The sequence below is a fragment of the Actinomadura sp. 21ATH genome (assembly GCF_041951345.1).
Taxonomy (GTDB): Bacteria; Actinomycetota; Actinomycetes; order Streptosporangiales; family Streptosporangiaceae; genus Spirillospora.
On the sequence record NZ_JBGNUR010000001.1, the window covers coordinates 954036 to 975914 of the forward strand.

General features: G+C 73.1%; 18 protein-coding genes. 12 read left to right on the top strand and 6 right to left on the bottom strand.

Annotation, left to right across the window (positions count from 1 at the left end):
* Positions 1-16: 16 nt before the first annotated feature.
* From ACA361_RS04575 to wecB, 3 genes are all read right to left on the bottom strand, one after another.
* Positions 17-2173 carry a glycosyltransferase gene (locus tag ACA361_RS04575; RefSeq protein ID WP_375010898.1) on the bottom strand — a complete coding sequence of 719 codons (2157 nt, stop codon included), beginning with the start codon at positions 2171-2173 and terminating at the stop codon, positions 17-19.
* A gap of 86 nt (positions 2174-2259) precedes the next feature.
* Positions 2260-2961: a hypothetical protein gene (locus ACA361_RS04580; protein ID WP_375010504.1), complete on the bottom strand. Its 702-nt coding sequence runs from the start codon at positions 2959-2961 to the stop codon at positions 2260-2262.
* A complete protein-coding gene (gene wecB, locus ACA361_RS04585; protein WP_375010505.1) occupies positions 2954-4054 on the bottom strand; it encodes a non-hydrolyzing UDP-N-acetylglucosamine 2-epimerase in 1101 nt (366 codons plus the stop codon). The genes ACA361_RS04580 and wecB overlap by 8 nt, the downstream gene beginning before the upstream one ends.
* A 24-nt stretch (positions 4055-4078) precedes the next feature.
* On the opposite strand from wecB, the gene ACA361_RS04590 reads away from it, so the two are divergent.
* The 3 genes from ACA361_RS04590 (at position 4079) to ACA361_RS04600 (ending at position 8179) form a co-directional block, all read left to right on the top strand.
* The gene (locus tag ACA361_RS04590) at positions 4079-5596 is read left to right on the top strand and encodes a glycosyltransferase family 4 protein (protein ID WP_375010506.1); all 1518 of its coding nucleotides are present in this window, start codon (positions 4079-4081) and stop codon (positions 5594-5596) included.
* Positions 5597-5621: 25 nt separating this feature from the next.
* Complete coding sequence (locus ACA361_RS04595; protein ID WP_375010507.1) at positions 5622-6887, top strand: nucleotide sugar dehydrogenase; 1266 nt, start codon at positions 5622-5624, stop codon at positions 6885-6887.
* A 182-nt stretch (positions 6888-7069) separates the two neighbouring features.
* Positions 7070-8179 carry a glycosyltransferase family 4 protein gene (locus tag ACA361_RS04600; RefSeq protein ID WP_375010508.1) on the top strand — a complete coding sequence of 370 codons (1110 nt, stop codon included), beginning with the start codon at positions 7070-7072 and terminating at the stop codon, positions 8177-8179.
* A 79-nt stretch (positions 8180-8258) separates the two neighbouring features.
* Here the strand turns inward: ACA361_RS04600 and ACA361_RS04605 are convergent, their stop codons facing one another.
* Positions 8259-10193: a PQQ-binding-like beta-propeller repeat protein gene (locus tag ACA361_RS04605; protein ID WP_375010509.1), complete on the bottom strand. Its 1935-nt coding sequence runs from the start codon at positions 10191-10193 to the stop codon at positions 8259-8261.
* 118 nt (positions 10194-10311) lie between these two features.
* On the opposite strand from ACA361_RS04605, the gene ACA361_RS04610 reads away from it, so the two are divergent.
* The 8 genes from ACA361_RS04610 (at position 10312) to ACA361_RS04645 (ending at position 18727) form a co-directional block, all read left to right on the top strand.
* Positions 10312-10929: an HD domain-containing protein gene (locus tag ACA361_RS04610; protein ID WP_375010510.1), complete on the top strand. Its 618-nt coding sequence runs from the start codon at positions 10312-10314 to the stop codon at positions 10927-10929.
* Between the two features lie 64 nt (positions 10930-10993).
* Complete coding sequence (locus tag ACA361_RS04615; RefSeq protein WP_375010511.1) at positions 10994-11491, top strand: SRPBCC family protein; 498 nt, start codon at positions 10994-10996, stop codon at positions 11489-11491.
* Positions 11492-11536: 45 nt separating this feature from the next.
* Positions 11537-12301, top strand: coding sequence for an acetoacetate decarboxylase family protein (locus tag ACA361_RS04620; protein ID WP_375010512.1), 765 nt, complete (start codon positions 11537-11539; stop codon positions 12299-12301).
* A complete protein-coding gene (locus ACA361_RS04625) occupies positions 12298-13038 on the top strand; it encodes an SDR family NAD(P)-dependent oxidoreductase (RefSeq protein ID WP_375010513.1) in 741 nt (246 codons plus the stop codon). Before ACA361_RS04620 ends, ACA361_RS04625 begins: the two co-directional genes overlap by 4 nt.
* A gap of 122 nt (positions 13039-13160) precedes the next feature.
* Complete coding sequence (locus ACA361_RS04630) at positions 13161-15599, top strand: HelD family protein (RefSeq protein ID WP_375010514.1); 2439 nt, start codon at positions 13161-13163, stop codon at positions 15597-15599.
* A gap of 729 nt (positions 15600-16328) precedes the next feature.
* Positions 16329-17111: a GntR family transcriptional regulator gene (locus ACA361_RS04635; RefSeq protein WP_375010515.1), complete on the top strand. Its 783-nt coding sequence runs from the start codon at positions 16329-16331 to the stop codon at positions 17109-17111.
* A gap of 236 nt (positions 17112-17347) precedes the next feature.
* A complete protein-coding gene (locus ACA361_RS04640) occupies positions 17348-17761 on the top strand; it encodes a DUF6292 family protein (protein ID WP_375010516.1) in 414 nt (137 codons plus the stop codon).
* 285 nt (positions 17762-18046) lie between these two features.
* On the top strand, positions 18047-18727 hold the full coding sequence (locus tag ACA361_RS04645) for a GNAT family N-acetyltransferase (RefSeq protein WP_375010517.1): 681 nt from the start codon (positions 18047-18049) through the stop codon (positions 18725-18727).
* A 77-nt stretch (positions 18728-18804) separates the two neighbouring features.
* Here ACA361_RS04645 and ACA361_RS04650 read toward each other — a convergent pair whose 3' ends face one another.
* The gene (locus ACA361_RS04650; protein ID WP_375010518.1) at positions 18805-19080 is read right to left on the bottom strand and encodes a hypothetical protein; all 276 of its coding nucleotides are present in this window, start codon (positions 19078-19080) and stop codon (positions 18805-18807) included.
* A 300-nt stretch (positions 19081-19380) separates the two neighbouring features.
* On the opposite strand from ACA361_RS04650, the gene ACA361_RS04655 reads away from it, so the two are divergent.
* Entirely contained in the window at positions 19381-20862 is a 1482-nt protein-coding gene (locus tag ACA361_RS04655) for a cyclic nucleotide-binding domain-containing protein (protein WP_375010519.1), read from the top strand.
* 100 nt (positions 20863-20962) lie between these two features.
* Here ACA361_RS04655 and ACA361_RS04660 read toward each other — a convergent pair whose 3' ends face one another.
* A complete protein-coding gene (locus ACA361_RS04660; protein ID WP_375010899.1) occupies positions 20963-21817 on the bottom strand; it encodes a glycosyltransferase family 2 protein in 855 nt (284 codons plus the stop codon).
* Positions 21818-21879 lie beyond the last annotated feature (62 nt).

The window sequence follows — 21879 nt, forward strand, 5'->3', positions numbered from 1 at the left end:
CCGAAACTCCGCTATATCAAGGCTTTCCGACCGGTTCCGGCGCCACCGGAGCCCCCGCGAGCAGCCCGGTCCACTGGCGGCACACCTCGTCCAGCGCGTACGCGCCCCGCACCTGCGAGCGGGCGAGCGCGCGCTCCTCCTCCCACCGCCCCTCCCGCACGGTCGCGGCGATGGAGGCGGCCATCGCGGGCGCGTCCCGGTGGATCCACCGCGTGTCGTAGATGGTGTCCGCGCCCGGCCAGCCGAGCAGGACCGGGACGGCCCCGGACGCCATGCCCTCGGCCGGTGCCAGGTGGAAGCTCTCGTCGTCGCTGGTGGACAGCACGAAGCCGATGCGGCGGAGCCACGCCGGGACGTCCCGCCCGTACGAGTCGAACACCACCCCGCCCGCCAGCAGCGGCGAGCGGCGGATCCGGCGGAAGACCTCCTCGTAGTGGGCGCGCTCCTCCGGCTTCTCCCAGATCCACCAGTACTCCCACGGGAGCTTGGACTTCACGAAGAGCGTGAAGCGCGGGTCCTCCCGGCGCAGCTCCTCCAGGGCGTCCAGGGCCAGGTCGAGCCGCTTGCGGGACGGCGCGATGCCGATCATCCCGAGATGGTGCTCGGCGCCCGCCAGCTTGGGCCGGTCGAGCTGGAGGTCGTCCACCCAGTTCGGGACGACCACGACCTTCTCGGCGGGCCAGCCGGTCATCTCCCGGGTGAGGTCGGCGTAGTGCGGGCTGACGCAGATGACCTGGTCGACGGCGTCGATGTCGAGATGGCGCGGCCAGGCCGCGTACAGCTCGAAGCGGTGCAGCCGGACCAGCAGCCGCTGGCCGGGGCGCTTGTGCGCCGCGTACCAGAGCGCGTTGGGCCCGCACCACTCGCAGATCACCACGTCCGCCCAGTCGGCCAGCGCCTGGCTGCGCTCGGGATCGTGGGACTTGAGCGCGGCCCAGTGGTCGACCCGTACCTCCATGTCGGGCCGGGACTCCAGGTAGTCCAGCAGCCGGGTGAAGAACTTCAGGTCGTGCCCGGCGACGCCGACGCGCAGCCGCCGCCCCTCGGGCACGGGTGCGGCGGCGACGGCGCGCGCGGCCTCCAGGACGGCCTCGGACGGCTCGGGGAACGCCCGCGCCAGGTAGCCGCGCAGCCGCCCGGCGGCGGCGTCCAGGCTGTACTCGGCGGCGGCTGCCCGGCAGCGCTCGACGGCGAGCGTGTGGACGTCCGGGTTCTTGCCGATCAGTGCGAGGGCGTCCACCACGTCGTCCTCGGTGGCGGCGAACAGCGGGTAGTCGGCCCCGAACAGCCGCTCGTGCATGGGCGTCCGGTTGAGCACGACCGGGACGCCGAGCGTCCCGCACTCCAGCACCTTGGTGGACAGCTCCAGGCTCGCGTCCATCTCCGGATGCCGCCAGGACAGGCCCACGTCGCAGGCCGCGGTGAGCCGCATCGCCTCCGCGCGCGGATGCCCGCCGTGCCAGACCACGCCCTGGCCGGACTCCAGCGCGGCGCGCATCCGCTCGGAGTAGCCCGGGTCCTTCGGGTCGTCGTGGATCTTGTCGCCGACCATGTGCAGCTCGGCGTCCACGCCGCGGCGGGCCAGCAGGCGGGGCAGCGACGCCATCTCGTAGGTGTTCCAGCGCGGCGCGAACTTGCCCGTGTAGACGAGCTTCAGCGCGCGCCCCTCGGGCGGGCCGTCCGGGCGGCCGGTCATCCCGTCCGGCAGCACGACCACCGGCGGGAACAGCACGCTCTTGCCCGCCGTGGCCGGCACGGCGCTCTCCAGGAAGCCGCGCAGCTCCTCGGTCTGGCAGAGCAGCATCCGGGACGCGTCGGCGATCCGCCGCAGCTCCCCCTTGGCGGAGCCGGCGAACTCCCCGGCCGTCTGCGGGACGTCGGTGAGGTACGTCCACAGCCGCCCGGCCAGCGGCCCGGCCGACAGCTTGCCCGCCAGCCGCCGGCCGCGCACGACGACCAGGTCGAACGGGTCGGCCTCGTCGATCGCGGCGAGCACGGCGGCGGCCTGCTTCGGCTGCATGCCGGCCTCGCCCTCGACCAGCCCCTCGGCGTGCGGGCTGAGCACGGTCACGCCGGGCAGCGCGCGCAGCGGGTCGACCAGCCGGCCGGTCCGTACCGGGGCCTTGAGGACGAGGGTCACCTCGCAGCCCGCCCTGGCGGCGGCCTGCACCATCCCCTGGGCCCAGATCGCCGAGCCGTCGATCAGGTTGAGGTCGACGTCGCCGTAGACGAGGGCGCGTGGTCGCACGGAAGGTCCTTTCACGGTGCTGCGGGAGCGGCGGGGCGGCCCGCCGGTGCGAGCTGTTCGAGCTGGGTGAACGCGGTCGCGCGGGCGTCCCAGTCCAGGATCGCGAGGGTCGGCGGCGGCGCCTCGCCCCACAGGACGAGCGGCAGCCCGCGCTCCCTGGCGAGCCGGCGGGCCTCGTCCAGCACGCGGTCCCGGTCGTACATGCCGGGCACGCCCAGGTAGGCCCAGGGCCCGCCGGGCTCGCCGGCCGCCGCGTCGACGACCAGCAGGTCCACGTCGGCGGAGTCGAGCACGATCGTGGCGTCGTGCGGGTGCAGCGGGACGACCCGGGCCCGCTCGCCGAGCGCGGCGGCGGCTTCCCGGCCGAGGATCCCGGCGACGATCAGCCCGTCGTACGGCTGCGACACCAGCAGCCGGTCCTCGGGCCGGTCGACGCGGTCGAGCTGGACGCGCTCGCTCTCCCGGACGCTCGGCGCGACCGCCGGGATGTGCCGCTTGCGCCACAGCCGGTACAGCTCGCGCGGGAGCCGCACGCCGCGCTGCTTGGGGTTGCGGGCCGCGCCCGCGACCAGCCGCCCGAACTGCACGGTCGTCGAGCTCTCCAGCGCGATGAGCCGCCGTTCCAGCTCCTGGACGCGCCCTTCGCGCTCCCTGAGGACGGCTCTGAGGCGGGCCGCCTGGCGGTTGGCCTTGGCCGCGGACGGGTCAGTCACCGAGGAACTCCATGATCACTTCTGCGATGCGGGGGCCGGCGTGGCCGTCCCACAGCGGCGGCTTGCGGGTGTTCTCGCCGCGCTCGGCCTCCAGGGCCTTGCGGGTCTCCGGGACGAGGTCGTCGAGGGTGACCAGGCGGTTGGTGCCGTGGGTGATGGTGATCGGCCGTTCGGTGTTGGGCCGTACGGTCAGGCAGGGGACGGCGAGGATGGTGGTCTCTTCCTGGAGGCCGCCGGAGTCGGTGACCACGGCGGCGGCGCCGCGTACGGCGGCGAGGAAGTCGATGTAGCCCAGCGGGTCCAGGACGTGGACGCCCTGGTGGGTGTCCAGGCCGGCGGCCAGCAGGTTGGCGCGGCCGCGGGGGTGGAGGGGGATGACGAGGTCGGCGAGGTCGGCGATGCCGTGCAGGTGGGTGACCAGGGCGGCGGCGGTGGCCGGGTCGTCGACGTTGGCGGGCCGGTGCAGGGTGGCCAGCACGTAGCGCTCGGGCAGGTGGTGGGCGGCGCGGACGGCGGCGGTGTCGAAGTGGCCGAGGTTGGTCAGCAGGGTGTCGATCATGGGGTTGCCGACCAGGTGCGCCCGGGCGGGGTCGATGCCCTCGGCGGCCAGGTGGCCGATCGCCTCGGGGCTGGTGACCAGGCACAGTGCGGAGAGCTGGTCGGTGAGGCGGCGGTTGACCTCCTCGGGCATGGTCATGTCGAAGCTGCGCAGCCCGGCCTCCACATGGGCGACCGGGATGTGCAGCTTGGCCGCGACCAGCGCGGCGGCGATCGTCGAGTTCACGTCGCCGTACACGATGACCAGCTCCGGTGAACGGCTCGTGAACTCCTCCTCCAGCCCGAGCAACAGCGCGGCCGTCTGCTGGGCATGGCTGCCCGACCCGACGCCGAGGTTGACGTCGGGTTCGGGCAGGCCCAGCTCGCGGAAGAAGATCTCCGACATCTTCTCGTCGTAGTGCTGGCCGGTGTGGACCACCGCCTGCGCGGCCCCGCGGGCCGCCAGCGCGTCGATCACCGGCGCCGCCTTGACGAAGTTCGGGCGTGCTCCCAGAACGTGCACGATGGACGCCACCACAATTTCCCTTCTGTTCATCGGGGTTGCCTACGCTCGCCCGCCGTGCTCAAAAAACCCGTCTACCTGCTGGGACAGACCTGGCGGCAGCTCCGCGACGACCCGGGGCGAGCGCCCCGGCTGGCCGTGCGGCTGCTGGCCCGGGCCGTCCCCGGCCGCCCCGGCGCGCGGCTGCGCGGCTCCCGCCTCGCGGTGCCCCGCCCCCGCGACCCGCGCCGCGAGTCCGCCGACCTGCGCGCCCTGCTGGACGCGCCGGCCGCCCCGCCCGCCCGTGAGCGTTCCCGCGCGACGGCAAAGCCCGAGGCTGGGGCCGTTCTGCAGTTCGTGACGAACGCCCTGCCGCTCACGAACGCCGGCTACACCGTGCGGACGCACCGGATCGCCCTCGCGCAGCGCGAGCTCGGCTACGACACCCACGTCGTCACCCGGCTCGGCTACCCGCTCAGCCAGGGCCTCGGCGACGCGCGGGCGGCGGTCGAGGTGGACGGCGTCCCGTACCACCGGCTGCTCCCCTGGCTCCCCGCCGCCGACCCGCGCCGCGACATCGGCAAGAGCGCCGACCTGGCCGGGCGGCTGGTCGAGCGGGTGCGGCCGCGAGTGCTGCACGCGGTGAGCAACCACCTGAACGCGGCGGTCGCGCTGGAACTGGGCCGCCGGCACGGGCTGCCGGTGGTGTACGAGGTGCGCGGCTTCCTGGAGGACTCCTGGCTGTCCCGGGACCCGGCGCACCGGGAGACCGACGACTTCTACCGGCTGACCCGGGAGCTGGAGACCCGCCGGATGGCCGAGGCGGACGCCGTGGTCACGCTGGGTGAGGCGATGCGCGCCGAGATCGCCGGCCGGGGCGTCGACCCCGGCAAGATCTACACGGTCCCGAACGGGGTGGACGCGGCGTTCCTGGAGCCGCTGCCGGACGCCGCGGGCCTCCGCGCCGAGCTGGGGCTGAGCCCCCGGCTGCCGGTGGTCGGGCTGACGTCGTCGTTCTACGGCTACGAGGGCATCGACACGCTCATCGACGCGGCGGCGCTGCTCCGCGAGGACGGCACGCCCGTCACGCTGCTGCTGGTGGGCGACGGGCCGGAGACCGGCGCGCTGGTTCGGCGCGCCGCCGGGCACGGCCTGGCGGTCGACGACCGGCGCCCCGGGCAGGGCGGCGCCGGCCCCCGCGGCGGCGAGCACGACGCTCGGGTCGTGTTCACCGGCCGGGTGCCGATGGGGTCGGTTCGTCGCTACCACGCGCTCCTCGATGTGTTCGCCGTTCCCCGCAGGGCGGACCGGGTCTGCCAATTGGTCACGCCCCTCAAGCCGATCGAGGCGATGGCGGGGGGAATCCCAGTAATAGCAAGTGATGTCAATGCTCTGCGCGAAATCGTGGAACCGGGCGTGACCGGCACGTTAACACTTCCGGAAGACGCGGCGGCATGGGCGAATTCCCTGGCAGCGCTGATTTACAGTCACGAAGAACGCCGAAAAATCGGACAGGCGGCCCGGGAATGGGTCAGCGCGGAACGCACCTGGCGAGCCGTGGCCAGCCGCTACCGGGACGCCTATGCAGTGACATAGAACTCGCGCGAAGGGAGCCACCGGAATGGATCTGGTGGTCATTGGACTCGGTTATGTCGGGTTGCCGTTGGTCAGGGAGGCATGCCGGGCAGGACTCCGCGTCGGGGGCCTGGACCGCGACACCCGCGTCATCGACGGCCTGGCCGCGGGCCGCTCGCACATCGACGACGTCACCGACGGCGAGGTTCGCGAGATGCTCGCCGCCGGGTTCGCGCCCAGCACCGACGACACGCTGCTGGGCGCCGCCCGCACCATGGTCATCTGCGTGCCGACCCCGCTGTCGGCCGAAGGCGGCCCCGACCTCACCGCCGTCAAGGGCGCCGCGGCCACCATCGCCCCGCACCTCAACCCCGGCGACCTGGTCGTCCTGGAATCCACCACCTACCCCGGCACCACCGAGGAGGTGCTGCGGCCGCTGCTGGAGGAAGGCTCCGGCCTGACCGCCGGCACCGACTTCCACCTGGCCTTCTCACCCGAACGCATCGACCCCGGCAACCCGCACTACGGCGTCGCCAACACCCCCAAGATCGTCGGCGGACTCACCGAAGCCTGCGCCCAGGCCGCCGCCGCCCTCTACGGCAAGTTCGTCGCCCAGGTCGTCCTCGCCAAAGGCACCCGCGAAGCCGAGATGGCCAAACTCCTGGAGAACACCTACCGCCACGTCAACATCGCCCTGGTCAACGAGATGGCGGTGTTCTGCAACGAGCTGGGCGTGGACCTGTGGGACGCGATCGACTGCGCGGCCACCAAGCCGTTCGGGTTCCAGCCGTTCCGGCCCGGGCCCGGCGTCGGCGGCCACTGCATCCCCATCGATCCCAACTACCTGTCCTACAAGGTGCGGTCGCTCGGCTACCCGTTCCGGTTCGTCGAGCTCGCCCAGGAGATCAACGACCGGATGCCGCGCTACATCGTCGAGCGCGCCCAGCAGCTCCTCAACCAGCACGGCAAGGCGCTGAAGGGCGCCCGCGTCCTGCTGCTGGGGGTCACCTACAAGGCCGACATCGCCGACCAGCGCGAATCCCCGGCCCGGCCCATCGCCCGCCGCCTCGCCCGCCTCGGCGCCGAACTGGCCTACCACGACCCGTACGTGCCGTCATGGCAGGTGGACGGGGTCGAGGTCGCCTCGGCCGGGCCGGACCTGCCGGCCGCCCTGGCCGGCGCCGACCTGGCGATCGTGCTGGCCGACCACGCGGCGTACGAGGCGGAGACGCTGGCGCGGCACGCCCGGCTGCTGTTCGACACCCGGGGCCGGACCCGGGACGCGCGCGGCGAGAGCGTCGAGCTGCTGTGAACGGCCCGGCCGCGGCCCCGGAAAGGCGGTTCCCCGCGCCGGATCCGGCCCCGGATCCCGCGGCGGCGCCCGAGCCGACCTGCGGCGTCCACCGCCCGGACAGGCGGAATTCATCCGCCATTTCCACGGCGCCCGGAGGATCCAGAGTGAAAGATCATCGGAACCGTTCCGGAGTGAGTGGAATGCGGGTCTGCGTTTGCACGATCGTGCACCATCCCGAGGACGCCAGGATTTTGCACCGGCAGATCCGGTCCCTGCTCGACGCGGGCCATGAGGTCACCTATATCGCACCGTTCCGGGCGTGTAACGTGACCCCTTGGCGGGAAATAAGCCCGGTCGACGTGCCGCGGGCGACGGGCCGGAAGCGGCTGCGCGCGCTGCGCGCCGCGCACCGCGCGCTCGAAGAGCACTCCGCGTACGCCGATCTCGTGCTGCTGCACGATCCCGAACTGCTGATCTCGCTGCCGCGGTCGGTGCGCGACCGCACGGTCGTCTGGGACGTGCACGAGGACACCGCCGCCGCGCTGGTCGCCAAGGGCTGGGTGCCCGGGCCGGTACGGCCGCTGCTGCGCCCGCTGGTGCGGCGGCTGGAGACCCGCGGCGAGCGGCGGCACCGGCTGCTGCTGGCGGAGGAGGGCTACCGCGAGCGGTTCCGCGAGCCGCACCCGGTCGTGCCGAACACCACGTTCGTCGCGGACCTGCCGCCCGCGCCGCCGGACGACCGCCGGATCGTCTACGTCGGCCACCTGTCGGAGGCCCGGGGCGCCCTCGACATGATCGAGATGGCCCGGCTGCTGGCGCCCGAGGGCGTCATGGTCGAGCTGATCGGCGCCGCCGACCCGCAGATCCGGCCGCGGCTGCGGGAGGCGCAGCGGGCGGGCCTGCTGCGCTGGTACGGCTTCGTCCCCAACGACCGGGCGCTGCGGATCGCCGAGGGCGCCATGGCGGGCCTGGCGCTGCTGCACGACGAGCCCAACTACCGGCACTCCATGCCCACCAAGATCGTCGAGTACATGGCCCGCGGGGTGCCGGTGATCACCACTCCGAACCCGCCCGCCGTGGCGATCGTGGAGCCGGCCGGGTCCGGGATCGTGGTCCCGTTCGGCGACCCGGCCGCCGCCGCGGACGCCGTCCGCAAGCTGCGCGCGGACGCCGAGCTGCGCACCGGCCTCGGCAAGCGCGGCTACGAGGCCGCCCGGGCGCACTACCACTGGCCGGTGCACGCCGAGCCGTTCGTCGCCCAGCTGGAGGAATGGGCGGGCCGCCCCTCCCCGGTCCACCCCCGAGGTTGACTCGTGGCGTGTCGCCCCCTCGCGGCGGCACGGCGAGGCGGACACGCCACGAGTCGACGTTTCCGGCGCGGACGGCGCGTCAGCGCGAGCGCGGGAGGTGCGCGGCGACGGCCTTCGCCAGCCGGGTCGCCGCGCCCGGCGGCCGCGCGGCGTCCACCATCACGATGTAGCGGTCCACCCGCAGCGCGATCATGCTCGCGGCCGGGCCGATCTCGTACGCCTCGTCGCCGCCGATGTCGGTACGGCGCCGCGCCTTCGACTGCGTGGACTGGAGCGTCTCCAGCATCGCCGAGGCGCCGCCGGGGGCCGGGGCGACCCACTTCACCGTCACCGTGAGACCGCGCGAACCCCATCCGGGCACCGTTGCCGGCACCGGGCCCGGCACGGGCGAACGGCCCGGCGACGCGTCCCCTGACGGGCTCGCCGAGGGACGCGGCGAGCCGGACGTCCCGGCGTCCCCTCGCTCTTCCTCGCCCTTGGCCTTGTCCTTGGCCTTGTCCTTGTCGCGCGGCTGCTTCTCGGGCTCGTACGTGCAGCTCACCGGGTGCGGCAGCCGTACGCCCTCCAGCGTCGCCCGTTCCGGCCTGGCGACGTACTCGCCCTTCAGGTCCAGCGCCTTCAGCAGCGCGCACGCGTCCGGCCAGTCCGCCTCCGCGACCCCGCCCAGCTCGGCGGGGCCAGGCCCGGCCGCGCCGCCGCGCAGCGCGATCAGCCGGGCCGATCCGGTCGGCCGGGGCGCCGCCTCCGGGACGGCGACGTACAGCAGCCCGCCCGCCGCAGCCAGCCACGGCCGCACCCCGCCCAGGACGGGGTCCATCGCGAACGGCGCCGGCGCGGTCGTGGCCGTCCCGTCGCCGGGCTCCACCACGTCGACGCCGGCGGGCAGCAGGCGCTCGTCCAGCTTGGGCCGCAGCGCGTACAGCCGCCCGGCCGCGGTCGTGAGCGCCACGTAGCCGGGGACGTCCCGCTTCCATTCCGTCCGGCCCGAGGGCACCGCGACCGACTCCATCAGGCCGCCGCCGCCGTCGCCGTCCGGGTCCCGCACGACGATGAGGCGCCCGCCGACGAGCGCCGCCGGGCACATGCCGTCGGCGCAGACCTCGGCGCCGTTCCAGACGGCGAACTGGGTGCCCTCGCGGTCGTAGGCGCGCAGCGCCGTCCCGTCGGCGGCGAGCGTGACGCCGTCCAGCATGCGCACCTCGGGCGACTCGGCGGAGCCGAGCGCGCGGACCCAGCGCTGCCTGCCCCGGGCCGGGTCGATCGCCAGCAGCCGGCTGCCGCCCGCGCAGTCGATGGCCAGCGCCACCAGCTTCTCGGTGCCGTCGGACGTGTGCGCGGCGTCCTCGAACAGGCGGCAGCCGGCGGGCAGCCGCACCGTCCACGCCTTCTTGCCGTCGGCGGCCGCGCGGCCGCGCAGGACGCGGCGCTCCTGGTCGGTGGTCAGCACCACGCCGGCCCCGGCGGGCCAGCGCAGCGTGTCGCGGTTGGCGGCGGCGGGCCGGTCGCCGGCGCGGCGCCACAGCACCCCGCCGGACAGCGCGTCGAACCCGACCAGCTGCCGCTCGCCGCGGTGCCCGTCGCGCTCGAAGTGCCCGACCAGCCGGGACCCGGTGGCCGCCCAGCCGAGCATGGTCCAGCCGGTCCGGCGGTAGCTCCAGCGGGCGGCGCCGGTGCGCGCGTCCCGCACCTCCAGGCCGCGGCCCGAGGCCGTCACGACCTGGCCCTGCGCGACGTCGTACGCGACGGTGCCGTACCCGGCCTGCGGGCCGCGCCGCACCTGCGCGGTGCGCTGCCAGCTCACCGCCAGCGGGCCGGCGGGCGGGCCCAGCGCGGGCTGCGGCGCGACCGGCTCGGCCGTCACCGTGTGCCGGACCTGCCACCACTCCGCCTGGAGCACGAACCGGTCGACCACCAGCCCGCCGGCGGCGACCAGCGCGGCGGCGAGGGCGAACGCGAGGAGGCCGCGCCCGACGGAGCGCGGCCCGCCGCGCGGGCGCTCCCAGCCGGTGCTCACGACCGCGTACGCCTCCCTCCGGGACCCGTCCCGTACCGTGTCGGTGAACCGTGCGAACGCCTCCCACCATGCCCTGTGCCGGACACCCCGCGCGACACGCGGCGAGAAACGGAGCCCCGTGGAAACCTTCATCTCCTGGCGGACCTGGGACGAGGCCCGCGCCGACCTGGAGCGCGAGCCGCCCGTACCGGACCCGGCGCGGAGCGCGATCGACCTGCCCGCGCTGGAGCGGGCCGCGGTGGCGGCGGAGCGCTGGCACGGCGACCAGAAGCGGCCGACGGGCGTCCCGTACGTGGAGCACCTGCTGGAGGCGCTGGAGGCGGCCGTGCGCGGCGCGGGCGAGACCCGTACCGAGGTCCTGTCGGCGGTGCTGCTGCACGACGTGGTCGAGGACACCGGGGCGACGGTCGGGGACGTGGAGGACGCGTTCGGGCCGGTCGTGGCGGAGCTGGTGGACTGGGTCACCAAGCCGCCCGCCGGGAACGCGGGCCGGCAGGCCAAGCGGGCGGCGAAGGCCGCGTACCTGCGCCGGCTGCGGGACGCCCCAGCCGAGGCGGTCGCGGTGAAGCTCGCCGACCGGGTGAGCAACGTCCAGCGGCTCGACCAGATGCCGCCGGACTTCCAGCGCCGCTACTACGCCGAGACGGTGACGTACATCATCCCGCTGGCCGAGGGGCACCCGTGGTTCGCCTCCTGGTACGCGGACTGGCGCGAGCGCTACGCCCACCTCCGCTGACTCCGCCGTGCGCGGGGTCCGGGCGCTCTGGCGTGACCCGCCGGTCATGCGGGATCATCCAGGCATGGAACGCGAATGGGTCGCCGAGGAGAGCGTGGTCGTCGGCGCCGCCCCGGCCGTGGTGTACGAGGCGGTTTCCGACCTGCGGAAGATGCCGGGCTGGAGCCCGGAGCTGTTCGCCGTGTGGATCCGGGGCCGCTCGATCGAGGCGGGGACGCGGTTCGTCGGGTTCAACCGGATCGGCCCGCGGGTGTGGTTCACCAACGCGCGGGTGACCGCCGCCCTCCCGGGCGAGCTGTTCGCGTTCCGGGTGTCGAGCTTCGGCATCCCGGTCGCGCTGTGGGGCTACCGCCTGGAGGGCGTCGAAGGCGCCGAGGGCGACGCGACCCGGCTCACCGAGTACTGGCAGGACCTGCGCCGCGACAGCCGCGGCTCCAGGCTCGTCACCCTGATGGGCAAGATCTTCACCGGGGTCCCGGCGGAGCGGCGCGCCGCGCTGAACCGGGCCGGGATGCGCGCCACGCTGGAACGGATCAAGGCCGCCGTCGAGCGGAAGCGGTGAGCGCGGCGCGTGACTTCAAAATGAGAACCTGTTCTACTTAGGCGTGTGACGACCGAGACCCACACCCCCGCGCACCTGATCCAGGGCGAGCGGGTGGCGATGCCCGTGCGGATCCGGGACGCCGCCGTCGCCTCGGCGATGTTCCCCGTACCGGCCGCCCCGGCCCAGGCCCTGATCGCCTACTCCGGGCTGGAGGTCGCCGAGCCCCTCCCCGGCCGCGCCGTCTGCTCGCTGGCGTTCATCCGCTACGCCGACGGCGACCTCGGCCCGTACCACGAGTTCGCCGTCGCGTTCCTGGTCCGGCCGCCCGGGTCGCGGCCCCGGCCCGGCCCGCTCGCCCTCAAGGGAGCCGGCGCGTTCATCCACTGGCTGCCGGTCAACCAGGAGTTCACCCTGGAGGCCGGCCGGACGATCTGGGGCTTCCCCAAGGAGATCGCCGACATCCCGATGGACCTGACCGGCCGGATCCGGCGCTGCGCCGTACGGTTCGGCGGCCGTACCGCGATCGAGATCGCCGTGCGGCCCGGGCTGCCCGTACCGGCCGGGGCGGGCGCCATGCCCGACGTCACCGCCTACTCCTGCCTGGACGGCACCACCCGCCGCACGCCCTGGACGCTGACCGCCTCCGGGGTCCGGATGCGGCCCGGCGGCGCCCGCGTCCGGCTCGGCGACCACCCCGTCGCCGACGAGCTGCGCGAGATCGGGCTGGGCCGGGCCCGCGCGCTGAGCACCGCCACGGTCGACCACCTGACGATGAGCTTCGCGGACGCCGCGCCCGTCGCGGGCCGCGCGGAGGAGGACCGGAGTTGAGGAAGACAGCGCTGGTCACCGGGGCGGCGAGCGGCCTCGGCGCGCTCGCGGCGCAGCGGCTCGCCGCCGGCGGCTGGGACGTCGTGGCGGTGGACGTGGACGAGGACGGCCTGGCCCGCACGGCGCTGCGCTCCCCCAACACGCACACCCGCGCCTGCGACGTCGCCGATCCCGCGGCGGTCGAGGCGGTCGTGGCCGAGTCCGGCGCCGTGCACCGCGTCGTGCACGCCGCCGCGGTCAGCCCGCTGGCGCCCGCGCTGGAGCAGCCCCTCGCCGACGTCGAGCGGACCCTCCGGATCGACTACCTGGGCACCGTGAACGTCGTCCGCGCCACCCTGCCCGGCATGCTCGGCCGCGGCGCCGGCGAGCTGATCCTCTTCTCCTCGCTCGCGGCGTTCACGCCGGTCGCCGGGTCCTCGGCGTACGGGGCGGCCAAGGCGGCCGTCAACGCCTACGCCGAGACGCTGGCGAACGAGCACCGCGGCAGCGGCGTCCGCTTCCGGATCGTCTGCCCGCGCCAGGTCGACACCCCCGCGTACCGCGCGGCCGCGGCCGCCGACCCGGGCGGCACCGCGGCCGGGATGCGGCCGATGCCGCCCCGCGCGGTGCTGGACGCGGTCGACCGCTCGCTGGCCGGGGACGGCCTCTACGTCTTCCCGGACGCGATCACCCGCGCGGTCGTGCTGGCCAGGCGGTACGCGCCCGGCCTCCTGCGCCGCGCCCTGCCCGCGAACTGACCGTACGCGGAAACGGGGCACCGGGGTCGAACGCGCGATTTCGGGGTACCGAGGGCCGAGCGAATACGCTGTCTCTTCCGCCCCTTCCCGGGGCCCGGACGGACGGTGAGGGAGCAGCCTGCATGTCGTCCCACGTGGAGGGCCGGCCGGCCACGGTCAAGGATCACGAGATCGCCGCCGAGCAGCGCTACGTCGACGTGGCGTACGCGCGGCTGGAGGAGATGCGCGCGGACGCGCAGGCGATGATCCGCGAGGGCTACCGGCAGTCCATGGCGGGCACCAAGGGGTCGCTCGTCGACCGGGACGCGATGGTGCACCAGGCCGCCATGCGCGCCAGGGCCCTGGACGTGGCCGACGACGGCCTCGTCTTCGGCCGCCTCGATCTCGACCCGTCCCGCCGTCCCGCCGAAGGGAACGGCGCCGGCGCGCCCGGGTCCGGCGGTGAGATCCGCTACATCGGCCGGATCGGCGTCCGCACCCCCGAGCACGACTCCCTCGTGATCGACTGGCGGGCCCCGGCCGCCGAGGACTTCTACCAGGCCACCCCCGAGGACCCGCGCGGCGTGATCCGCCGCCGGGTGCTGCACTCGCGCGGCCACACCGTCGTCGACCTGGAGGACGACCTGCTCGACCCGGCCGCCGCGGGCGACCTCACGGTCGTCGGCGACGGCGCGTTCATCGCCTCCCTCGCCCGCGCGCGCGAGGGCGCGATGCGCGACATCGTCGCCACCATCCAGCGCGAGCAGGACGAGGTGATCCGGGCGCCCGCCGACGGCACCGTCCTGGTGCGCGGCGCCCCCGGCACCGGCAAGACCGCCGTCGCCCTGCACCGGGTGGCGTACCTGCTGTTCCGGCACCGCCGCCGGTTCGGCTCGCGGGGCGTCCTCGTCGTCGGCCCGAACCGGCGCTTCACCGCGTACATCGAGCGCGTGCTGCCGTCCCTCGGCGAGGGCTCGGCCACCCTGCGCTCCCTCGGCGACCTCGTCGACGGCGTCTCCGGCACCGTCCACGACACCCCGGAGCTGGCCCGCCTCAAGGGCGCCGGCGACATGGCCAAGCTGCTGCGCCGCGCCGTCACCGACCACGCCCCCGGCGCCCCCGACGAGCTGCGGGTCGTCTACAAGGGCGTGGTGGTGCGGCTGGACCGGTCCAGGCTCGACCGGATCCGCAACGACGTCCACCGCCGCAGCCGCGGCAGCGTCAACGCCGCCCGCGGCCGCGCCGCCGACAGCCTCCTGGACGCCCTCTGGGACGCCTTCCGCGATCTCGGCGGCCCCGAGGCGGCCGCGTCCGCCGCCGAGGGCGACATGAGCGTCTGGAACGCCCTCCTCGCCGCCGACGGCCTCGCCGAACTCGACCCGTCCGACGCCCCCGGCACCCCCGTCGCGGTCTCGTCCAACGGGAGCGGCGACACGATGCGCGACGAGTTCCTCGCCCGGGTCCGCGACCAGCGCGCGTTCACCGACTTCCTCGTCGCCTGGTGGCCGATGCGCCGCCCGATCGACGTGCTGCGCGCCCTCGGCGACCGCGACCGGCTGCGCCGCGCCGCGTCCCGCGACCTGTCCCCCGGGGAAGTCCGCCTCCTGGCCGACGCCTGGGCCGGCGAACCGCCGCTCTCCTACCAGGACATCGCCATCCTGGACGAGATCGACGCCCTGCTCGGCCCGCCGCCCCGCCCGTCCCGCCGCCGCAAGCCCGCCGACGACGACCCGTTCGTCGTCGACGGCGTCAACATCCTCACCGGCGAGGAGGTCGCGGACGAGTCGTGGGAGCCCGAGATGCAGGAGCTCACCACGTCCATCGAACGCCTCGAACGCTCCCGCCGCGTCGACGACGGCGTGGTCGAGGAGCGCCCCGAGTACGCCCACATCGTCGTGGACGAGGCCCAGGACCTGTCCCCCATGCAGTGGCGCATGCTCGCCCGCCGCGGCCGCCAGGCCAGCTGGACGATCGTCGAGGACCCCGCCCAGAGCGCCTGGGAGGACCTGGACGCCGCCCGCGAGGCCATGGACATCGCCCTGGGCGCCAAGGAGGCCCCCGCCGAGGGCCGCCGGCGCCGCCGCAAGCCCGCCCCGCGCCGTGCCCGCCACGAGTACGAGCTCACCACGAACTACCGCAACTCCACCGAGATCGCCGCCGTCGCCACCCGCGTCCTGGCCCTGGCCCTCCCGGGCGCCCACCCGGCCCGCGCCGTCCGCGCCTCAGGCATCGACCCGGCCATCCGCCTGCTCCCCGAACCCGACCACGAGCGCGCCGCCCGCGAGTACACCGAGGAGCTCCTCGACCAGGTCGAGGGCACCATCGGCGTGATCCTCCCCACCGGCACCGAGGCCGCCCGCGCCCGCCTCGCCGCCGGCCTCCCCGACCGCGTCCAGGTCCTCGACGTCCTGGAGGCCAAGGGCCTGGAGTTCGACGCCGCCGTCATCGTCGCCCCCGAGACGATCGCCGCCCAGTCCCCCCGCGGCCTCCGCGTCCTCTACGTCGCCGTCTCCAGAGCCACCCAGCACCTGACGATCCTCACCGCCGACCCCACCTGGCAGACCACCCTCACCAAGGACTGACGCAAAAAAGGACCGCGAGGCGCGTTCGCACCTCGCGGTCCCGAGTGGCATCGCCATGGGCCCTCACCGCCGTTCCGCCCAGGCTCCTTCCCGATCCGCCTTCTCCCCGCCCGCCTCGTGGCGGCCGTCCCGCTTTTCCGGCCCCGCACACGGATCCGCCCCCGCGGGCTCCGTGATGATCACAAGGTCGGCTTTTCCGGACGGCTCTTCCGAACTCAGATCCTGATGTCTCACCGGGACTCCCTCTTCTGGACGCCCCCGAGCGGGCCTTGCGGGCCGGCGAGGGGCGCTCGTCTTACCGGGTCGGCCGGTTGACGAAGAGTCCGGCCATCGAGCGGAACGCGGTCTCCCATCTGGTGCCGGGCGGGCGGTTCGCCAGCACGGTCCGGCGGCTGTGCCGGCCGAATGCCGCACAGAGCCCCAGATAGAGAGCGAAAGTGACGAACGCGATGTAAGCGCCCGCAGTAGCGATCATCGCCACAATCTCCTCTTCTTCCTCTTCCGTTGCTGCCCGAGGGACGAAACTCCTCCAGATGAGCCCGTCGATTCCAGTGACCTGGCCCAGTTAGGCGGGTAAGCTCGTCCCAGTCATCCCAACAAGTAGATAACCCGGACAATCGGCCTTAAACATGCGATCATGGCCGATCAGTCGTGTTAACTGCCTCGAACAGCTCATCTGTACGGGTCAGGACATCCAGACCAATCGGGGCCCGTCATCGGGAGGCTGCCATGCCGGCTCGCTATGAGGAGATCGCCGCCGACCTGCAGAAGAAGATCAAGGCGGGTGAACTGAAGCCGGGTCAGCGACTGAAGACCGAGAAGGAGCTGATGGCCGAGTACGGCTCGGCCCGCAATACGGTGCGCGATGCGATCAACAGACTCAAGGTCCTCCGGATGGTGGAGTCCCGCCAGGGCAGCGGCAATTTCGTGGTCAAGCAGCCCGAGCCGTTCAAGATCACGCTGACGCCGGAGAAGGAGACCGGATTCAGCGGTGGCGAGGGGGAGGCATGGACCACCGAGGCCAGCAAGCAGGGGCGCGATGCCTGGGTGTCGTCCACCAAGGTGCTGATCGAGCAGGCGGACGAGGTGCAGAGCCGAGAGCTCGGCATCAACGAGGGCGAGGATCTCATCCTCCGCCACCAGCGGCGCTACATCACCGGCGAGGCCGATGAGGACGTTCCATGGTCGATGCAGACGTCGTACTACCCGTTCAGCTTCGTCGAGCGCGGCGCCACCGCGCTGATGAAACGCCAGGACATCGAAGAGGGGACGATGGCGTACCTGGAGGAGAAGCTGGGCATCCGCCAGGACCGCTACACGGACACCCTCGGGATCCGGCCGCCCGACGAGGACGAACGGGACTTCTTCAAGCTTCCGGCCGAGAGCAGCGTGTGGGTCTACGAGCACAAGAGGACGGTCTACGACACCGATGACGTCCCCTGCCGCTACACGGTGACGGTCTATCCGACGGATCGCAATGAATTCGTCATCGAAGCGCGCCTGCCACGCTAGCACCAATCGCCACAATTACCCCTGAAGCAATACATTCGGAGGTCCTCAGGCAGCAGCCTCGCTCGATGTCACGATAGGCCGGCCTGTCCAACGGGCCGGCCAAATCGGCCTTTTTCGTCCATCCAACTGTAGCTTTTTCACGATCTTTTACTGCTGACTACAGCTTTTCTATCTGTTTTTGCGTCTTTCGACTAAAGGCGCTCACCGTGGGCGCCTGTTCAGTAGATGGAGACCCGATGTCCGACAGCACCTTGCCGGCCAGGCACGAGGACCCTGCCCTCGACCTGCTCCGGCCCTACATCACGGCCTCTGCTCGCGCGCTGCTGGCCGCAGGCGTCGAGCTGGAGAGGTCGTGGCTCGACCCGTCCGGCCCTCGCGATGCCACCATCGTCTGCCGGCTGAAGGGCGAGACCCGCGCGCTCGTGTGGGACGAAGAGAGCGGCTGGCGCATCGGCGGGTTCATCAGCGGGCGTCCGGGCGAGCGCACGCAACTTTCCGATGCCCGCTACCTGGGCCAAGAGGTGCTGCCACGACCCGAGAAGGTGGCGAAGGCCGTCGTCACCGATTCCACGCACCCTGCCCGCAAGTACAGGGATCACTTCGACGACCCGGCGTCGTTCGACGACACGGTTCGCCAGGCATGCAACTGATGGCCGCCTGAACGCCGCACGAGTCGCCGCCGTGCCATGTCCGCACCGGTGGGCACGGCGGTTCGGTGAGCAATCAAAGCAGAAGCATACAATCGTCACATAAGTCGACATTCACCCCTGCAAGCTGCCTTGCTTGCAGATCGGTCAATACTGCATTATTCCGGCATCGTATAAGTTACGGTGATTATCTGCCCTTGCCGGCAGTACCGGGATTGCGGCTCGGACATGGCCGGCCACGGCCCGGATCTGCGGTTCCGTCGTCGCGAGCGAGGATCGAGAGTGGGAGTGAGGTTCCGACTTTGTCCGGCTTCACCAGGCGATCTGCCATCCGTACTCGACCTGATCGACAGTGCTGCCGAGTGGTTGCGCACCAAGGGCACCACGCAATGGCAGCACCCCTGGCCGGACCGTGAGCAACGCGACCACCGCGTCCTCGACGCACTCGAGCGTGGCCAGACCTGGCTGCTCTGGGAAGGGGCCGCACCGGTCGCGACCGTGACGCTCACGCGCACACCGAACGTCGCCTTGTGGACAGCCCGGCAGCGCGCCCAGCCGGCTCTCTACCTCCACCGGCTCGTCGTCGAGCGCGGCCGGGCCGGGCTGGGCATCGGCGCCCACCTGCTCGACTGGGCCGGTGTACGGGCCCGCGAGTGGTACGGCGCGCACTGGCTGCGGATCGACGTCTGGACCGACAACTACGCGCTCCATCGCTACTACCGCGAGCGGGGCTTCAGGCGGCTCAGCCAGCTGCCCGGCATCCCCGGCTACCCCGCGGGCGCGCTGTTCCAGAAGGACACCGGCTCCATCCGGCTGAGCCGCCGCCTTCCCTTCGAGGTCGGACCGTACCCCGCGCACGAGGCGCACCACCCCGCCGGTTCCGACTGGAGTGCCGCGCCCTCTCCGCATCCTTCCTCCACATCGAGCGGCTCCGTGCCGGCGCTTCTCGGCGCGGCCAGGGATCGCTGAGGCCGGTACCACCGCCTGTCCGCCGAACGGCCCGGCTCCCCACCGGGGCTCCGCCACGGGAGACGCGGCACCGTCGATCAGAGAAAGCGCACCCGCTCGGTCTCGGTGGCCCCGGCCTCCCGGACGAAGACCGCGCCCCCCTCGTCCATGATCTTCTCGAAGTAGTCGTAGAGGATCAGCGCGCGGTTGATGACGTCGGTCTTGGAGTCGTCCGTGCGGCTCACCAGATCGGCGAGTGCGGCCGCCCCCTTGCCCGTGAGGTTGACCGTGATCCGTTCCTTGGCGGACGGCGCCTCGCTCTGCCGGGCACCGTTCCGCGCACGGCCCACCAGGGACGACTCCCCCTTGCTCATCGCGGTCTCCTCACCAGGGCGCATGCCCACCCGTACCCTCGCACCACCGCTTCAGGCGCATCGGCCGTGCGCGTTCCGCTCGCGCCGACGATGCCCACCATCCCATGGCATGTCCTCAGGACATACCCCGCACTGTCATACGTACTCATACTTTCTCCGTTGTATATGGCGATGTACATCAATCGTATGTACACCATATGTACGAAGCGCGTACGCTCGGCAGAGCACGACCCCGCGCCCCGACCGCACAGCGGTGATCGCCCACCCCGGCGATCGTCCAAGACGAGGAGGGAAAGGCGCATGGGCCACCGATCGACACCCGAACGGCGTGGACGGCTCCGCGACGGGACCGCGCGGGCCGTTCTCGCGGCCGCCGCCGGAGTGGGCGGCACCGTTCTCTTCATCGGCGGGACGCCGTCCGTCGATGTGGGCGTCACCGCGCTGATCGTTCTCGGCATGGTGGGCGTGGTGGCCATCCCGGTGTCCGGCTACACGCTCATGCTGGTGTGGCTGGCCGTGCGGGGGCTGGAGAAGGCCGACTCCCCCGAGGAGGTCACCGGCCTCATGCAGGTCGGTGCGGCCGCGTTCACGATGCCGTTCGCGACCCTCCTGCGCGGGATGCCCGTACGTGCGGGTCCTCCCCCGCGCCGCACCAGGGCGGTCCGCCCCTCGGCCGCCGCCGCGATCACATCTTCCGGAGCCATGCCGCCGGCCACCGCTCCCGTGCGAGGCGGGACGCCGGACTGGGAGCCGGAGGGCGGCTTCGTGCCGAACCACACCTTCTGGGCCGAACTGACGCCCATCGAGCGCGGCACCCTGGCGCAGTTGTCGGAGCGGCTGACGTTCCCCGAGGGCGCGGTGCTGTGCCGGAGGGACCAGCCCGCCGACCGGGTCATCGTGATCCGTTCCGGCGTGGTGCGGGTGACCTCCGGCCGCGCGGGCGACGACCGGGAGCTGGCGCGGCGCGGGCCCGGCGACATCCTGGGCGAACGGGCCATGCAGCTGATCAGGGAACGGTCCGCCACCGTGATCGCGCTGACCCCGGTGCGGGTGATGGTCACCTCGGCCGCCGCGTTCAACGCCTTCCTGGACGACCATCCCCGGGTGGTGGAGGTACTGGAGCGCCAGATCTACGACCGCCTCACCCGCTCCACCGACCCCGCGGACGATCGGGGCCGGCCCGCCGAGCCGAGATTCACCGGCCAGTACTGCGCGGTGCTCTTCATCGACGTGGCGGGCTTCTCGACACCGGCCCGTACCGACCGGGACCGGCTGGTGATCCGCAAGTCCGTGTACGCGCTCCTGGAGAAGGCGTTCGAACGCGCGGACATCGCCTGGCGCGACTGCCACCGGGAGGATCGCGGCGACGGGGCACTGATCATCGTGCCGCCCGCCGTCCCGGCCGCGTCGATCGTCGACCCGCTGGTCGGCCTGCTGGCCGCGGAGCTCGCACGCCACAACCGGGGCGCGAGCGAGCGGCTGCGCATCCGGCTCCGTGCCGCGCTCGACATCGGGCCCGTGACCAGCGACCCGTACGGCGTGAACGGAGAGGTCATCATCCGCGCCGCCAGGCTGCTGGACGCCCCGGTGTTCAAGCAGCGGCTCGCCGCCGCCACGGCGCAACTGGGCTTCATCGTCTCCGAGCCGGTGTACGACAGCGTCGTACGGCACGCGTCCGGGCACGGCGATCCGGGCTCCTACGTCCGCGCGAACGTGAAGGTCAAGGAGGCCCGGCTGACCGCATGGACCCGGATGCTGGAGCCGACGCGATCGATCCGCTGACCAGTCCGCGCTCTAGCGCGGCAGCCGAGCCTCGATCACGAACTCGCAGGGAGGAAGGAGGCCAGGATCGCCGCCCGGACCCACCTGCCCGCCGTGGTGGTCAGATGATCGGGGGGCGGCCGGTTCTCGTCATGCGCCAGGCCGTGCGCCAGCTGATGGGGCGGCGGGGGCCGGCGGGCTTGCGCCAGCCCTCCAGGAAGCCCTTGAACCATGGCTTGAGGGCGCTCGGCCTGCGCTCGCGCAGGACGGTCATGGCGACCCACACGGCCAGGTAGGTCAGGCCGATCGTCCAGGGCAGGTTGCGGCGGGCCAGCCAGACGCGGTTGCGGGCGTTGTAGCGGTAGAACATGTCGTGCCGGGTGGGCAGGACGGCCGGGTGGAACATGACGGCGGACGCGTCGTACACGATGCGGTAGCCCGCGTTGAGGACCTGCCAGGCGAGGTCGGTCTCCTCGTGGGCGTAGAAGAAGTCCTCGGGCAGGCCGCCGCCCGCGTCGAAGGCGGCGCGGCGCATGGCGCAGGCGCCGCCGAGGAACGTGGTGACCTCGGAGGAGCGCTCGGGGTCGCCGGCGCGCAGGCGCGGGACGTGGCGGCGCTCGCCGCGGCCGCCCTCGGGGTCGCGGACGCGGAACGACACCACGCCCAGCGACGGGTCGGCGGTGAAGCGGTCGCGCAGGTGGGCGCCCAGCCGGGTAGAGCGGTACCAGCCGTCGTCGTCCAGGAACAGGACGATGTCGCCGGACGACGCCTCGACGCCGCGGTTGCGGCCGGCGGGAATGCCGACGTTCTTGGGGAGGCGGACGAGCACGATCCGCTCGTCGTCGAAGACCGGGTCGTCGCCGGGGGTCCAGTCGCCGGGGACGCCGTTGCCGACCAGGACGATCTCGACGTCGACGTGCTCCTGGTCGAGGGCGCTGCGCAGGGCGCGGGCCAGTTCGGCGGGGCGGTTGCCCATCGTCAGCACGACGACCGACAGGGTGCCGCCGCCGCGGGTGGCCACCGGGGCCTCCTCGATCT